The 15,806-nt window shown below is 38.2% G+C and carries 12 protein-coding genes; all 12 read right to left on the minus strand.

What is annotated here, in order from left to right:
* Positions 1 to 645 precede the first annotated feature (645 nt).
* The 12 genes from rlmD to pcrB all read right to left on the minus strand — a co-directional run bounded on the left by rlmD (position 646) and on the right by pcrB (position 15,606).
* Positions 646 to 2,025 (minus strand): 23S rRNA (uracil(1939)-C(5))-methyltransferase RlmD, encoded by a 1,380-nt coding sequence (gene rlmD, locus F1560_RS14360; protein WP_149475342.1) that lies wholly within the window; start codon positions 2,023 to 2,025, stop codon positions 646 to 648.
* 217 nt (positions 2,026 to 2,242) lie between these two features.
* Positions 2,243 to 2,716, minus strand: a complete 474-nt coding sequence (locus F1560_RS14365) for a Uma2 family endonuclease (protein WP_246811941.1) — start codon at positions 2,714 to 2,716, stop codon at positions 2,243 to 2,245.
* 75 nt (positions 2,717 to 2,791) lie between these two features.
* The gene (locus F1560_RS14370) at positions 2,792 to 3,706 is read right to left on the minus strand and encodes a diacylglycerol kinase (RefSeq protein ID WP_149475343.1); all 915 of its coding nucleotides are present in this window, start codon (positions 3,704 to 3,706) and stop codon (positions 2,792 to 2,794) included.
* 150 nt (positions 3,707 to 3,856) lie between these two features.
* Positions 3,857 to 5,287, minus strand: coding sequence for an Asp-tRNA(Asn)/Glu-tRNA(Gln) amidotransferase subunit GatB (gatB, locus tag F1560_RS14375; protein ID WP_149475344.1), 1,431 nt, complete (start codon positions 5,285 to 5,287; stop codon positions 3,857 to 3,859).
* Positions 5,287 to 6,753 (minus strand): Asp-tRNA(Asn)/Glu-tRNA(Gln) amidotransferase subunit GatA, encoded by a 1,467-nt coding sequence (gene gatA, locus F1560_RS14380; protein WP_149475345.1) that lies wholly within the window; start codon positions 6,751 to 6,753, stop codon positions 5,287 to 5,289. Before gatA ends, gatB begins: the two co-directional genes overlap by 1 nt.
* A gap of 91 nt (positions 6,754 to 6,844) precedes the next feature.
* Positions 6,845 to 7,141 carry an Asp-tRNA(Asn)/Glu-tRNA(Gln) amidotransferase subunit GatC gene (gatC, locus tag F1560_RS14385; RefSeq protein ID WP_149475346.1) on the minus strand — a complete coding sequence of 99 codons (297 nt, stop codon included), beginning with the start codon at positions 7,139 to 7,141 and terminating at the stop codon, positions 6,845 to 6,847.
* Between the two features lie 275 nt (positions 7,142 to 7,416).
* Complete coding sequence (locus F1560_RS22180) at positions 7,417 to 7,566, minus strand: hypothetical protein (protein ID WP_187773739.1); 150 nt, start codon at positions 7,564 to 7,566, stop codon at positions 7,417 to 7,419.
* A gap of 13 nt (positions 7,567 to 7,579) precedes the next feature.
* Positions 7,580 to 8,848, minus strand: coding sequence for a helix-turn-helix domain-containing protein (locus F1560_RS14390; protein ID WP_149475347.1), 1,269 nt, complete (start codon positions 8,846 to 8,848; stop codon positions 7,580 to 7,582).
* 476 nt (positions 8,849 to 9,324) lie between these two features.
* A complete protein-coding gene (locus F1560_RS14395; RefSeq protein WP_149475348.1) occupies positions 9,325 to 10,431 on the minus strand; it encodes a CamS family sex pheromone protein in 1,107 nt (368 codons plus the stop codon).
* Between the two features lie 13 nt (positions 10,432 to 10,444).
* A complete protein-coding gene (gene ligA, locus F1560_RS14400) occupies positions 10,445 to 12,454 on the minus strand; it encodes an NAD-dependent DNA ligase LigA (RefSeq protein WP_149475349.1) in 2,010 nt (669 codons plus the stop codon).
* A gap of 10 nt (positions 12,455 to 12,464) precedes the next feature.
* The gene (gene pcrA, locus F1560_RS14405; RefSeq protein WP_149475350.1) at positions 12,465 to 14,690 is read right to left on the minus strand and encodes a DNA helicase PcrA; all 2,226 of its coding nucleotides are present in this window, start codon (positions 14,688 to 14,690) and stop codon (positions 12,465 to 12,467) included.
* 232 nt (positions 14,691 to 14,922) lie between these two features.
* Positions 14,923 to 15,606: a heptaprenylglyceryl phosphate synthase gene (gene pcrB / locus F1560_RS14410; RefSeq protein ID WP_149475351.1), complete on the minus strand. Its 684-nt coding sequence runs from the start codon at positions 15,604 to 15,606 to the stop codon at positions 14,923 to 14,925.
* Positions 15,607 to 15,806 lie beyond the last annotated feature (200 nt).

Here is a 15,806-nt window from a genome sequence, read left to right on the forward strand (position 1 = left end):
TTTGGCGTGCTCATTTTAGTATAACATGACTAATTTAAAATTTTCATTGAAAAATATTGACAAACTATTAGCTGGTTTAGTTTAAGTGAGTTAATTCACATGGATTATCTTTATAATTATTCTGTATATTAAGTTTACACTATTATACCAAATTAAGTAAATCCTTTTTAGCATTGGAGTATTAGGCTGCCTTTTTATATAGTCAGGTACTTGAAACCATTCCAAATTCAAAGTTGAATCCCACGGGCTTCTCTTGACTCTCATTACCCAAATTATGGATTAAATATTACAAACTCAACTAAATTCTTTTCTCTACTATGTACAACAATAATAAACCCCTGCTAAAACCCACCCCTCCAACCCGCATTCCACCGTTCGAGTTAAAATAAAGTTTACCTACGGAACCCCCATTTTCACACTTTTTCGCAACAAAAATGACCGTTTTTCGTAGCTTTTCCACCTGTTTTTTCACCTTTTTTTCAGAGTTGGAATAAAGTTCTCCGAGAATGTTGCATAGAGGAAAGAAGAGAAAACCGAGACAAGACAAGGGATGGGCATGAAAAAGACCCGGAAATCGGAAATGTTTATTTTCACGAAATCGGGGTCGGAATAGCAAATGTTTATTTTGACGAGCAAGAGTTTATTTTAGTTAGACAATCGCTTCTCCAACCAAGTAACTGCCTCCACATGATTCGTACTAGGAAACATATCTACTGGCTGTACTTCCTTCGTTACGTATCCGCCATCTTCCAAAATCCGAAGATCCCTTGCCAATGTCGAAGGGTTACAGGATACATATACAATCCGCTTTGGCTCCATATCAATCATTGCTTGCAAGAAATCTACTTCACAGCCTTTACGTGGGGGATCAACTACAATAACGTCTGGAGTAAGGCCTTGTGCTTTCCATTCGGGCATTACCTTTTCAGCTTGTCCTACTGTGAATTCGGCATTGGTAATACCATTAAGTGCTGCATTCTTTTTTGCGTCAGCAATAGCATCTGGAACAATTTCAATTCCGTAAACCTTTTTAGCTTTTTGCGCTAAAAATAACGAAATTGTACCAATGCCACAGTACGCATCAACGACAATATCATCACTACCAATGTTAGCAAATTCTAACGCTTTATCATACAGTACCTTTGTTTGGACCGGATTTACTTGATAGAACGATTTAGCCGAAATCGCAAAGGTGATATCACCGATTTTATCGTAAATATATGTTTCTCCCCAAAGCACCTTTGTTTTATCGCCAAGAATAACATTCGTACGCTTCTCGTTTATGTTTTGAACAATCGATTTAATATGCGGGAATTGTCGCGTTAATTCTTCAATCAAGACATCTTTATTCGGGAGTCTATTTGTACGCGTTACGAGCACAATCATTACTTCATTTGTTGCGTGCCCAGTCCTTATCATGATATGTCTGAGGTCCCCACGATGCTGTTCTTCCTGATAAGGCTCGATACCAAGCTGGTTAGCGAGCTGACGAACGACTGGTAAGATCTCATTGATCGCCTCAGCTTGAATATTACATGTGTCCATGTTCTCAACGATTCGATGACTTCTTTTTTGATAATAGCCAACTATTAGCTCACCATTTTTTTCTCCAACAGGTACCTGCACTTTGTTACGATAATGGTATGGATTTTCCATCCCCCTAATTGGATGAATTGGTACATCTGGAAGGTGGGCAACTTTCTTCATCACATTCTTCACTTGGTTTTGTTTCATCTCAAGCTGAAGATTATAACTCATATGCTGTAGCTGACAACCGCCACAATGCACATGACAGGTTGGCTCCACACGTTCTGGACTTGTCTTTGTAAGCTCTATTATTTTTCCGAAACCAAAATTTTTATTTACTTTAACAACCTTCACGATCGCCTCTTCACCTGGTAGTGCGTTCGGGACAAATAACGGATAACCATTAATTTTTCCGACACCATTCCCTTCATGGGTCAGGTCTTCAAAGCGTAGCGTGATTGTCTCATTTTTTTTCACTGGTGTGGTTTGTTTTACCATTTATATCTTCCTTCAACTACATTATTTATAATTATTTTATCCAACTTTCTATTTCTTCTACAGCAAGAAGTAAAATAAGTACCCACCGGCAAAACGGGCAGATACTTATGATAATTGATTAATAAGCGAACACGGTTTTCAAATCAATCCGTAAATCATCAAAAATCGATACTTGAATTTCTTCCTCATCTGAATACAAACTCGGTCTACCATAGGTTTAGCTTTCTTCGAGGGTAAAAACACTAACCATCTTCTCTTGAGGCTCAACAATCCAGTATTCCTGAACACCAGACTGCTCATATTTATTAAACTTTTCTATTTTATCTCTTCTACCAGTAGATGGTGATATTATTTCAATGACCACATCTGGAGCACCTTTACAACCTGCATCATCTAACTTAGAGGGATCGCAAATAATAGAAATATCTGGCTCAAATACATTCCTGCTATCGTCTTTATCTTCTTCATCAAGATATAACACCACTTCAAATGGAGCAGGATATACCTTGCACTCTTTTCCAACTAGATAATTAGCAAGTTGGCGGTGTAGCTCCGATAGAATTTCTTGATGGATTCTTGAAGGGGCTGCCTGCATATAAAGACGACCATCAATAATCTCTACTCTTACATCCTCAGGCCATGATAAATAATCTTTATACGTATAAATGCGATCTTCCTTTGGTGATGACACATAATCACCCCAAGTTAACGTATTTTCATTTAGTATAGCATTCTTGCATTAACAAGAAAACCAAAAAGGAAGACTCTAATCCAAGTCTTCCTGCATATCAATAAACTCTTCTGGCACACAAAATTCGATGTGCTCTTGTAGGTTTATAAATTCTCCTGGCAATAACCCACCATATTCACCATCGATATTCAATTGCATCTTTTCATCTACAGATATTTTCACATGTTTTGCTTGTGCATAGATAATATTCTTACTATCCAAATGTGCGCCTCGTAAAGCAAGGGAAGCAATATGAATGAATTCAGCCAAGTTTGTTTTGCGCAAAATTAGCAAATCAAAATATCCATCATTCATTTTTGCACTTGGGGCAAGTTTTTCAAATCCCCCAACCGAATTTGTATTGGATACTAGAAATAGCATAATGTCATCTTCCAATACTTTATCATCATATTCAATTTTAACTTTAATTGGTTTTAATGACGGGAGCATTTCAATGCCTTTAATATAATATGCCATTTGTCCAAGCATTGTCTTGAGCTTACTTGGCACATCATAAGTTAATTCGGTTAACTTCCCACCACCGGCAATATTCATAAAATAATGTTCATTGACTTTACCAATATCAAGTGGCATCGATTTATCTGATAAAATAACATCGACTGCTTTGAAGATATCTCGTGGGATTCGCAATGCTCGGGCAAAGTCATTCGTTGTTCCAGCAGGGATTATTCCAAGCTTTGGACGCTTATCCAGACCGGCTATTCCATTAATCACTTCGTTAATTGTGCCGTCTCCACCTGCTGCTACAATTAAATCATAGCCTCGCTCTACTGCTGATTTCGCAGCTTCAATCGCATCATTCTCACCTGTAGTAGCATGTGTGGATGTCTCGAAACCTGCAACCTCAAACTTTTCCAGAATCGTTGGCAATGCTCTTTTGATTGCTTCACGCCCCGAAGTCGGATTATATATTATTCGGGCCTTTTTCATTCTATTTCCTCCCCCAATATGTTCACTCTGAAGGCTTTAACCATTTTTACATCTAATAAATATCATAGCTTTTTTCACATCAATTGAAAAGGATTATCAAAACATATCGAGACTGCCACTTGCAAGCAAATGACAGTCTTCCATACGTGTTTATCGTTTACTGAGTTCTTCAGAAAGAATCTTGTTAACAAGCGGTGGGTTCGCCTGTCCCTTTGTAGCTTTCATAATTTGACCAACAAGGTAACCATGCGCCTTGCCTTTTCCATTCTTAAAGTCAGTAATGGATTGTTCATTCTCATCTAAGATGTTATTAACAATTTCTTTTAGTTGCTCTGGATCAGAGATTTGTACAAGACCTTTGTCTTTAACGATCTGTTCTGGATCTCCACCATTTTCTACGAGCTCAGCGAATACTTTCTTCGCAATTTTAGAGGAAATCGTTCCATCTTCAATCAACTGAATCATTTTCGCCAAAGCTTCTGGTGTAATCGCTAATTCTTGGATTTCTTTATAGTGTTTGTTCATGTATGCAGAAACTTCACCCATCAACCAGTTCGATACTTGCTTGATGTCACCGCCGTGTGAGACAGCTTCCTCAAAGAAGTCGGACATTTGCTTCGAAGCTGTTAATACATTTGCATCATATTCAGATAAGCCAAGCTCTGTCACATAACGTCTTCTACGAACATCTGGCAGTTCAGGAATTTCGCTGCGAATGCGTTCTTTCCATGCATCGTCGATGTATAGTTGTACAAGATCTGGCTCTGGGAAGTAACGATAGTCGTCTGAACCTTCCTTTACACGCATGAGAATTGTTTCTTTTGTTTTCTCATCGTAACGACGTGTTTCCTGGAGAATTTCTCCACCAGAAAGGAGTACCTTTTCTTGACGCTTCTCTTCAAATTCAAGACCTTTTTGGACGAAAGAGAAGGAGTTCAAGTTCTTAAGCTCTGCTTTTGTTCCGAATTTCTCTTGTCCAATTGGGCGTAATGAAATATTTGCATCACAGCGTAGGGAGCCTTCCTGCATTTTCACATCGGAAACGCCCGTATACTGGATAATATTTTTTAGTTTTTCTAAATATGCATATGCTTCCTCTGGAGAGCGCATATCTGGTTCTGACACAATTTCAATTAATGGTGTTCCTTGGCGGTTAAAATCAATATAAGAATAACCATCCTCACCGTGTGTCAATTTACCAGCATCCTCTTCCATGTGGACCCGTGTAATTCCGATACGTTTCTTTTTCCCATTTACTTCAATTTCTATCCAGCCATTTTCGCCGATTGGCTGATCAAACTGGGAAATCTGATAGGCTTTCGGGTTATCTGGATAGAAGTAATTCTTACGATCAAACTTTGTATGTGTCGCAATTTCACAATTCAGTGCCATTGCAGCTTTCATTGCAAAGTTTACTGCTTCTTCATTTAAAACCGGAAGCGTTCCAGGATAGCCAAGGTCAATTGGGTTTATATTCGTATTTGGATCAGACCCGAATTCATTAACACTTGGGCTAAATATTTTCGATTTTGTTTTTAATTCAACGTGTACCTCAAGTCCAATAATTGTTTCAAAGTTCATTAGTTGGCACCTCCAAGCTGAGGTCGTTTTTTATGGTGTTCTGTTGCCTGTTCAAATGCATGTGCTGCACGATATACCGTACTTTCATCAAAGTACTTACCAATAATCTGTAAACCGATTGGCAGTCCATTTTCAGAGAATCCACATGGAAGGGAGATTCCCGGAACGCCAGCAAGGTTAACTGGGATGGTTAAAATATCATTTGCATACATTGTTAATGGGTCATCAATAAGTTCGCCTACTTTATATGCTGTTGTAGGGGAAGTTGGTCCAACAATAACATCAAAGTCCTCAAAGATTTTGTCAAAATCTTGTTTAATTAAAGTACGTACTTTTTGCGCTTTTTTATAATACGCATCGTAATATCCAGAACTTAATGCAAATGTTCCGAGCATAATTCGTTTTTTCACTTCAGGTCCAAAGCCTTCGCTTCGAGATTTCTTAAATACATCAATCATATTATCCGCATTTTCACTACGTACACCATAGCGTACCCCGTCAAAACGAGCTAAGTTAGCAGATGCTTCTGATGAAGATAATAAGTAATAAGCTGATACAGCATATTTAGAGTGCGGTAAAGAAACCTCTTCCCATGTAGCGCCAAGTGATTCATATACCTTCAACGCTTCAAGAATCGATTCTCTAACCTCTGGTGCTACACCTTCAGCTAAGTATTCTTTTGGTACAGCAATCTTCAACCCGCTAATATCCTCCGTCAATGCTTCGGTATATTTCGGCACGTCAATATTAGCACTTGTCGTATCCATTTCGTCATGGCCTGCAATGACCTCTAATACACGTGCATTATCTTCAACTGTTCTTGTAATTGGTCCAATTTGATCAAGCGAAGATGCAAATGCAACTAATCCAAAACGAGACACACGTCCGTAGGTAGGCTTCATTCCTACAACTCCACAGAAAGATGCAGGTTGACGAATCGAACCACCAGTGTCAGAACCTAGTGAAAACAATACTTCGCCTGCTGCAACTGCTGCTGCAGACCCACCACTAGATCCACCTGGAACATAATCCGTATTCCATGGATTTCTCGTTGGTGTGTAGCTAGAGTTTTCATTGGTTGATCCCATTGCAAATTCATCCATATTTAATTTTCCAACAGAAATTGCTTGTTCGTTTTTTAATTTTTGTACAGCTGTAGCATCATATAACGGATCATTGAAGTTATCCAAAAATTGACTCGCACATGTTGTACGCACACCTTTTGTTACGATATTATCTTTGATTCCACCTGGAATTCCAAACAGACTTGCAGTAGTGTCCGCTGCTTGATCAAGTTCTTTTGCTTTAGCCCTAGCATTTTCCTCGTCCAATGTTAAAAAGGCGTGAACTTGTCCGTCTACTTCTTTAATTCTACGGTAAGATTCATCGACTAGATCCTGAACCGTAATCTCTTTATTATGTAGCTTTGCTTCTATTTCTTTAATCGTATGGTCAAATAATGACATCTAGGGTTTCCCTCCTTGTTTTAGAAAACTAAAGTATTTGCCCGACCTCCTGCGGCAAATGCCTTCGTTTACGGATAGAAAAGTTCGATACTTAGCTATCTCCCAAAATTGATGGTACGCGGAAATGACCGTCTTGTTGATCAGGAGCATTCTTAAATGCTTCTTCTTGCGTGATCCATTCCTTCGGTTCATCTTTACGCATTATATTTTTCAAATCAAGCACATGCGTTGTTGGCTCAATACCGTCTGTATCCAATTCATTCAATTGTTCAGCATAATCGATAATTGCGCTCAGTTCATCTACAAGCTGCTCTACCTCTTCGTCAGTTACAGCGAGTCTTGCTAAGTGTGCAACATGCTTCACTTGCTCTTTTGAAATATCAGCCATGTGATATACCTCCAAATCAATAATTTATATGATGATGCTTTATTTTTCTCATTGTACTATTATAACACTATTGATAATAGCAAAGATAGGTCTAGATAGGCAAATCATGTTGCATATGAACGTTTCGTGAAGTATATTGTCGAATATTGCAGAGTTCATCTCACCTTAAATAATCAAAAAAAGGCCTGAAACAGGTTCCACTCCGTTTCAGGCAAATCCATCATATAGTAATAGGGTAAAAAATTGAAAAATTGAAAAATAAGTAAAGTTAAAACTTAGAAGAATACACTTGAACTGCTAACACTAAAAATACTTGGCTCCTGTTCCCCAGCAATTTTAAAATCATCTTGCTGTGCTCCCTGGGCAAAGAAGAATCCAGTAGCTAGTACCACAGTTAATGCAATACCTGAAATCAGCTTTTTCATTTTCTCCCCTCCTTTATAGGCTAATTAAATTATCATAAGCTGAATTTGCAAGCTTATAATATTTTACAGCATCCTTATACTTATATTGCTCTTCAAAGTGTTTAGCCAACATTGTTGAGTAGAATACTAGGTTAGCATAATCACTATGATTCTTTAAAAAAGGTATAAACTTATCTTTAACAAATAATACAAATCTGTCATTCTCTCCATTGAACGCGTACTCAAACGTATGAATAATATAGGAGAATAGTTTGGAATAACCTTTATCCTTAGCTAAGTCCAGTATATTCTGGGCTTTTACAATGGCTTCTTTTACTTCATTTATTTTATCTATATTATAGAATTCTTTAATAATCGAAGTTATTGCGTTTAAACGTTCTTCTAAATTTACGTCTTCATCATTTGCTACTTTCTCATAAAAGCTAATCGCTTCTTTTGTCTCACCGGTTACAGAATATAGGTAACCTAGGTTTAAATTCGTTAATTGAATAATTTGTTTATCTTTATTCAGTTCTCCTAAATGCTTTGCCAAATTATAATTTTTTATTGCACGTTCATGCATTTTAATTCGTCGATACGAGATTCCTAAAATAATATGACATTGTGCACATCGTTGGAAATTATATTGCTTCATAAAGATCTCTAACGAACGATTTGCGTAATCAATCGATTCTAATGTGTTTCGTAGTTTACTATGGGTTACAGAGATTGTATATTGAAGATCTGCTATCTCATCTTCAGTAATATCTATTCTATTTATTTTTTCCTCTGCAAGTTTATACATTTGCAAAGCCTGTTGAAAATCACTTGCAGTTGAATAATAATTCCCTCTAAACTTAAACCAATAAAATTGCTGCAAACTATCAAATGTATTGGCTATCTCATTCAATTCGTTAATCTTTTTCAATGCACCGTCATAGTTACCGAGAATGAGAAAATATCTAATCTTGTGAATCTCAAACATCAGCAAGCTATTCGAAAGGTTTTTGTCCAGCATTTCCTGGATTTCTTCATATGTAGTTATAATTTCATCCTTGTTGTTAACCTCAAACAGCATGCTGTACCATTTGTTACATTTTTCTTTAATCAGATCCTCACTGCTGTTGTCTATTTCAATCCCAAGGCGATTGCATAATAATTGAATAATATCGGGACTTGCCTGGGTTTTCTGATTCTCAATTTTTGATAAATAGGAGACAGAAACGATTCCTTCAGAAAGCTCATTTAAGGTCATTTCCTGTTTCGTACGCTGTAATTTAATAAATGATCCTATATCTATCAAAATACCCACCCTATCATATTCAGAAATATTTTTATTTACTAGTATTATACCATATTTAACGGAGTTGCATATTGGGAAAATCATAGGTCAAAAGCACGTGTAACAACACTTTAATTTTCTTGATTTTCCTGTGAGAGGAAAATTTTCATGGGATTTGCTTTTTTCTCATTTTGTTTTCGAATGTGGAGCATATTAGGTGTGTGAAGGCTTAACACTAAAAAGATGTAATTATTAAAAAGTAACAGCTATCTAATCGAAGCAATATTTTTCTGGATTTTTTCTCACTCTAAAAAATAAGTATACCACTATTTAATCATATGAATATGAATAAATAGTCTGAATTTGTTTAGAAATGCTAGAAAGACTAATTTAAAATCATATAAAGTAAAAAGCTCGCCTAAATATAATTATTTAAACGAGCTTTCCATATTTAAACACTTAACGTGTCTAGCTTGCTTGTACATATACACTCTCATCTAATGAAAAATATGAACCGTTGGAGTTTCATCACCAGCATTACGATAAATTAAACTTTCTGCTTGGTTACTGGATGTAATGTTTATTTCCAAATCATAATAGTTCGAGAACATGTCTTGAACAAGACCATATGCATATTGTGTGAAACCCATTACCTCTGCTTTCCCATAAAACTCAATTGGAACCTCAATGGTTAATTTTTGCAATTCGCCATTGACATAAAAACCTTCTCCAATCAGTCCAACATAGTTAGGAAAAAACTGAGCGATTTCATTGCCAAAGCTAGTTACAATTTCATGATCATCGTAATATTTTTCTCTTCCTTCAGCTGAAGGAAATAAAATATTTTCTTCATCAACATCTTCCCAATCACTTATAGAATTGCTGCCTCCTGGTACATTTGCTCTAGCAACAAAGTTCCCTGGTACAGGGGATGCTTGTTCTGCTTCTCGATACAATGCAACCATAATTGGAATATCCGCTAATCCTTCCTCTTGACGGATTTCCTCCACAACAGCTTCAGCGATTCGATCACCTTGTGCAAGCATATCTTCCTCTGAGATATTTTCATAATAATATGGTCCACCAATCTCGGTTTGGAAGCGGTAAACGGATTTGAGAGCAATTCCGATCGACATGCCTGCGATTTGTACGGTGCCATCATCATTATGTTTTAAATAATTTTGCTCCAAAATATGTGACAGATAGCGTGGATTGTCCCGAAAAGTATCCTCATCTGATCCTGTTTCCACCTCTGGATTCAATCCATCGATCCAGTCATAGATTCGACCCGATGTTAAATATTGTCCTTCTTGAAAATAAAAATCACTTGGACTAAATACTTCCTTCGATAATCGTTGCAATCCTTGCTCCATTTCGTCAATATCTACCCGGTTTGCCAATTGGTTGACAATTACACCTCTAGCTTGACTCGTTTTATAAGGAAGGATCATTCGATAATTTTCATCCGATAATTGATAGCTTGGGACAATGGAAGTTTCTTGTTCAGTATCGGCATTTTGCAGCACTTCTTCTTCCGTTGACTTCTGTACACAGCCTGTTATAAAAAGGAGTGTACAGAGTAAAACAGCACTTATTTTTTTCAAGGTCTAACACTCCTTATTCTTCCACAACTTCTGCAAGCTTGCGTTCATTCCATATTTCAATACCTAGCTTCACCGCTTTATCGTATTTAGAACCAGCATCCTCTCCAGCAATGAGAATGTCTGTCTTTTTACTGACACTTCCGGTAACAGTTCCACCGAGTGACTCAATTAAAGCTTTTGCTTCATTTCGAGAGAACTCCTCCATCTTCCCTGTTAAAACAATTGTTTTACCAGAAAAAACAGTATCATCTTCTCCTCGCTGTTCTGATTTTTTCGGTCCCTTATATTCCATATTAATCTCTAATGCGCGAAGGTCATCTAACAATTCAGCTACTTTTTCCTCAGAAAAATACTGTACAACCGAATCTGCCATCTTATCGCCAATTTCATCAATCGCGATAAGATCGTCAAATGTGGCTTGCTGTAACTTATCCATCGTTTCAAATTCCATTGCTAGCGTTTTTGCTGCTTTTTCTCCAATAAAGCGAATTCCTAAGCCAAATAAGAGTTTTTCCAACGAGTTTTCTTTAGACGCTTCGATCGCTTGCAGCAAATTAGATACGGACTTTTCTCCCATACGATCCAATTTGAGTAATTCTTCTCGTTCTAATCGATACAAGTCTGCCATCGTATGAATAAGCTTGTTCTGGAAGAGTTGCATGATTACTTTTTCTCCAAGACCATCAATATTCATTGCATTTCGAGATACAAAGTGAATCAGGCCTTCCATGAGCTGTGCTGGACAATTCGGATTAATACAGCGTAACGCAACTTCTTCTTCCAGTCGAACAACTTCACTGCCACAAGCTGGACATTCGGTTGGCATATGAAATTCTTGCTCTTCCCCAGTCCGCCCGTCTTCAACGACACGAACGACTTTTGGAATGATATCTCCAGCTTTTTTTATAACGACTGTATCGCCAATACGTATATCTTGTTCTCGAATTAAATCTTCATTATGCAACGATGCACGTTGTACCGTTGACCCTGCTACCTTCACCGGATCGAGAATTGCTGTTGGTGTAATAACACCTGTTCTACCAATACTTAACTCGATATCTCGAAGCTTTGTGATTGCTTCCTCTGCTGGAAACTTATAAGCGATTGCCCAGCGAGGGCTTTTTGCCGTATAGCCGAGCTCATCTTGCTGGTTTAAATCATCAACTTTTATCACAATACCGTCAATCTCATAGGATAAATTCGGGCGTTCCTTTGTCCAATGATTGACAAATTCAATAACCTCATCAATCGTTTCGCATTTTTTCCATTCTGGATTTGTTTTAAATCCAAGCTCTTTCAATTTTTCAAGCCGTTCACTATGTGATGTTATAGAGTTATCATTCCACTCACCAACACCATATAAAAAGATGTCCAGATTACGCTGTCCCGCTATTTTCGGGTCAAGTTGTCTTAATGAGCCTGCTGCTGCATTTCGTGGATTAGCAAATGGCTCCTCTTCATTTTGTTCTCTCTTTTCATTCAATGCAAGGAAAGATTTATGCGGCATAAAAGCTTCCCCGCGCACTTCTAGGGTCGTTCCTTCTTTAATAGAGAGTGGGATGCTGCGAATCGTTCTTAAATTAGCTGTAATGTCTTCCCCTGTTTCGCCATCACCACGGGTTGCCCCACGCACAAACTTGCCATTTTCATAAGTTAAAGAAATAGCAAGTCCATCAATTTTCAGCTCACATACAAATGTAATGGGTTCATCCAGTCCATTACTTGCTCTTCTAGCGAAATCCTTAAGATCCTGCTCATTGAATGCATTCCCGAGGCTGAGCATTGGTACATTGTGCTGTACTTTTTTAAATGCGTCCAACGGCTCACCACCAACACGCTGTGTTGGTGAATCCTCTGCAATGAGCTCTGGGAATTGCTGCTCGAGTTCTTGTAATTCTCTTAGCTTTTCATCATATTCTGCATCCGGTACACTCGGCTTATCGAGCACATAGTATTCGTAACCGTATTGATTCAGTAATTCGATCAATGCTCGTATTTGATCCTGTGCTTTTTGTTTATCCATTGGCTGACTCCTATTCTTTCGTGATTGGCGCAAATTTAGCAAGTAATCGTTTGATACCGACTGGTGCAGGGAAAGCAACGTCCAATTCCATTTTATCGCCATCACCCTGAACCTTTACAACCGTACCAACGCCCCATTTTTTATGATTAGCTTTATCACCTGGGAACCATGCCTTATCTTCTGCTCCAGTTGTTTTTTGCATACGCTCGGCTTTTCGTTTCACAGGTGCTGGGCTTTGGCTATCCTTTGGTCTGCTAAATGGACTACCAAACATTGCAGTTCTTCCTTCTTCCATTCCATCCATTAACTCTTTTGGAATTTCATTGATGAATCGGCTGATTGGATTCATATTCGTTCTACCGTACAGGGTGCGCATTTTTGCGTGCGTTAAATAAAGCTCTTTTTCTGCTCGCGTAATACCAACATACGCTAGGCGTCTTTCCTCTTGCATTTCTTCTTCGTCCATCATCGAACGACTATGTGGAAAAACATTCTCCTCCATACCGATTAAAAAGACGACCGGGAATTCCAAACCTTTTGCAGCGTGTAATGTCATTAACGTAATTTTTTCTTCGTTGTCTGGGTCTTCTTCATCTACACGATCAATATCTGCGATTAAGGCAAGATCTGTTAGAAATGCAATTAGTGTTTTATCTTCACTTGTTTCTTCAAAATCCTTTGTAACTGTCATGAACTCTTCTAAGTTTTCTAAACGACTTTGTGCTTCAATCGATTTCTCATTTAAAAGCATTTCTTCATAGCCTGTTCGTTCTAGAACTGTTGCTACCATATCTGTTGCAGTCAGGAAATCCTGTTGTTGGTTTAACGTTTTGATTAAATTACCAAAGGCTGCAAGTGCATTTGCTGCTTTACCAGAAACACCGGTAAAATCAACTTCCTTTACTGCTTCAAAGAAGGAGATGCCGTGTTCTGCTGCATATGCACGAAGTCGTTCGACAGAGGTTTTTCCAATTCCTCTCTTTGGTTCATTCACAACTCGTTCAAAGCTCAGGTCATCATCTGGGTTGGTGATCAATCGTAAATAGGCCACCATGTCTTTAATTTCCTTCCGGTCGTAGAATCGCATACCTCCAACCATTTGATAGGAAATACCAGACTTTAATAATGTGTCCTCCATTGCACGGGATTGCGCATTGGTTCGGTATAAAATTGCGACATCACTTGGTGAATAGTCTTTGTTTCGAGTTAGCTCCTGAATCTTATCGGTAACATAGAGCGCTTCTTCCTGTTCCGTTGCACCCTGGAAATAGCTAATCTTCTGCCCTTCATCGTTCTCTGTCCATAGATTTTTGGGTTTACGTCCATCGTTATTTCCAATGACTTTATTCGCAGCTGCAAGAATGGATTTGGTTGAACGATAATTTTGTTCTAAAAACACAGTCTTTGCACTCGGGTAATCTTTTTCAAAAGAAAGGATATTCGTAATATCTGCTCCTCGCCAGCGATAAATGGACTGATCTGAGTCCCCAACAACACAAAGGTTCTGATAGCGGCTTGCTAGCTGTTTTACCAAGTAGTATTGTGCATGGTTTGTATCCTGATACTCATCCACATGAATATATTGAAAACGACGTTGGTAATATTCCAATACTTCAGGTACACGCTTAAACAGATGAATCGTCTGCATAATCAGGTCATCGAAATCCAATGACTGGTTTTTTCGTAGCATTTTCTGGTAACCTTCATAGACCTGCGCTACTTGTCTGTCATAAAAATGACCGGCATTTTTACTAAATTCTTCATCGGTAATTATTTCGTTTTTGGCTGAACTTATTTGTCCAAGCATGGCACGTGGATCAAACTTTTTCGGATCCATATTTAAATTCTTGAGCACCTGTTTGATGACCGATAACTGGTCACTGCTGTCGAGAATTGTAAAGTTGCTGCTGTATCCAATCCGGTCAATATCTCGACGTAAAATCCGTACACACATCGAGTGGAAAGTAGAAACCCACATGTGCTCACCTTGCGCTCCAACAAGCTTACTCACACGATCTTTCATCTCTCTAGCAGCCTTATTCGTAAATGTAATCGCCAAAATACTTCTTGGGGAAACCTCTTTTTCACCCATCAGGTAAGCAATTCGATGGGTTAGTACTCTCGTTTTCCCACTTCCCGCTCCTGCCATAATTAATAACGGTCCTTCTGTATGTCTAACAGCTTCTTGCTGCTCTTTATTCAATCTATTTATCATTTCGTCTAAAGCCTGACTCATGCTTACACCACTCCTTGAATCATTTATCTTTTAAAGGTGGTTCAAAAAGGTCCGGTAAAATGGCACATCCTGTGGAAGCCCGGCGCTCGGGCTGCCCGCCTCGAACTTCGACGCACAGGACGTGCTAGTGTCGGCGTTGCAACAAATCTTTTCGGTACTGCGATTTATCGCAGTACCATGACGTTGCTACTTTAGCCGACCTCGGTCCTTTTTGTCCTCCTTTTTGAACACACTATTTTACTGCTGCTACTGTTTTGAGTGCATTTTTAATATCTGTATAGATACTATTTCCAACTATAATTACATCCGCATGCTCTTTCATTTCCTTCGCCTGTGCGACGTTCTCGATTCCACCGCCATAAAAAAGCAACGTATTATCCAGCTCCTGTTTTACCTCTTTCACAAGCTCCGGATCTCCGTATGTACCGCTATACTCCACATAAAATATTGGTAGGTGAAAAACATGCTCTGCCATGTATGCATATGCCTTCACATCTTCTTTATCCGGTAAATAGCTGTTCGTATACGTAAATGCTTTCGCGTCCTCATTCAATATACAGTATCCTTCGAAAAATATCTCGCTGTACTCCATCATATCGATATACTCTTTGATTGCTTTATGCTGGATATCCATCATAAATTTTTTCTCTTTGGAATTAAGCACCATCGGGATAAAGTAGTAATCAAATCCCGGGGTAAGTGCATCCTCATTGGATATTTCCAAAACACATGGAACCGTATGACTACGACGAATCCGTGATAATAAATCGAGCACACCGTCCAATGTTACATTATCCGTCCCACCAACGATTATCGCATCCGTACCTGATTCACAAATTAGATCTAAATCCTCGTCCGAAATCTCCTTTGCTGGATCAAGTTTAAATATATGTTTCCATTCATTAATTGTCTTCAACAGTTTATTCCTCCATCATCGTATTACATTAGTCTATTATACCAAAAAATAAGGTTGGAATTTAGGGATATGACGAATGTTTATAAAATCAAAATATGAGGAAGTATCTTATCTATATTTGTAATTTATTTTATTAATTTTTGTAAGCTTGGCATCCCCCAAATGCCAAGTATCCCTGAGCGGATGCCCAAGAAAGTTCT

The sequence above is a fragment of the Oceanobacillus polygoni genome, from assembly GCF_008304605.1.
GTDB classification, from domain to species: domain Bacteria; phylum Bacillota; class Bacilli; order Bacillales; family Amphibacillaceae; genus Oceanobacillus; species Oceanobacillus polygoni.

Bases quoted from the DNA above. Each gene is read 5' to 3' on its own strand.
- rlmD (WP_149475342.1), bottom strand. From the start codon at position 2,025: ATGGTAAAACAAACCACACCAGTGAAAAAAAATGAGACAATCACGCTA.
- ligA (WP_149475349.1), bottom strand. From the start codon at position 12,454: ATGGATAAACAAAAAGCACAGGATCAAATACGAGCATTGATCGAATTA.
- gatC (WP_149475346.1), bottom strand. From the start codon at position 7,141: ATGGCTGATATTTCAAAAGAGCAAGTGAAGCATGTTGCACACTTAGCA.
- F1560_RS22180 (WP_187773739.1), bottom strand. From the start codon at position 7,566: ATGAAAAAGCTGATTTCAGGTATTGCATTAACTGTGGTACTAGCTACT.
- F1560_RS14370 (WP_149475343.1), bottom strand. From the start codon at position 3,706: ATGAAAAAGGCCCGAATAATATATAATCCGACTTCGGGGCGTGAAGCA.
- gatA (WP_149475345.1), bottom strand. From the start codon at position 6,753: ATGTCATTATTTGACCATACGATTAAAGAAATAGAAGCAAAGCTACAT.
- gatB (WP_149475344.1), bottom strand. From the start codon at position 5,287: ATGAACTTTGAAACAATTATTGGACTTGAGGTACACGTTGAATTAAAA.
- pcrA (WP_149475350.1), bottom strand. From the start codon at position 14,690: ATGAGTCAGGCTTTAGACGAAATGATAAATAGATTGAATAAAGAGCAG.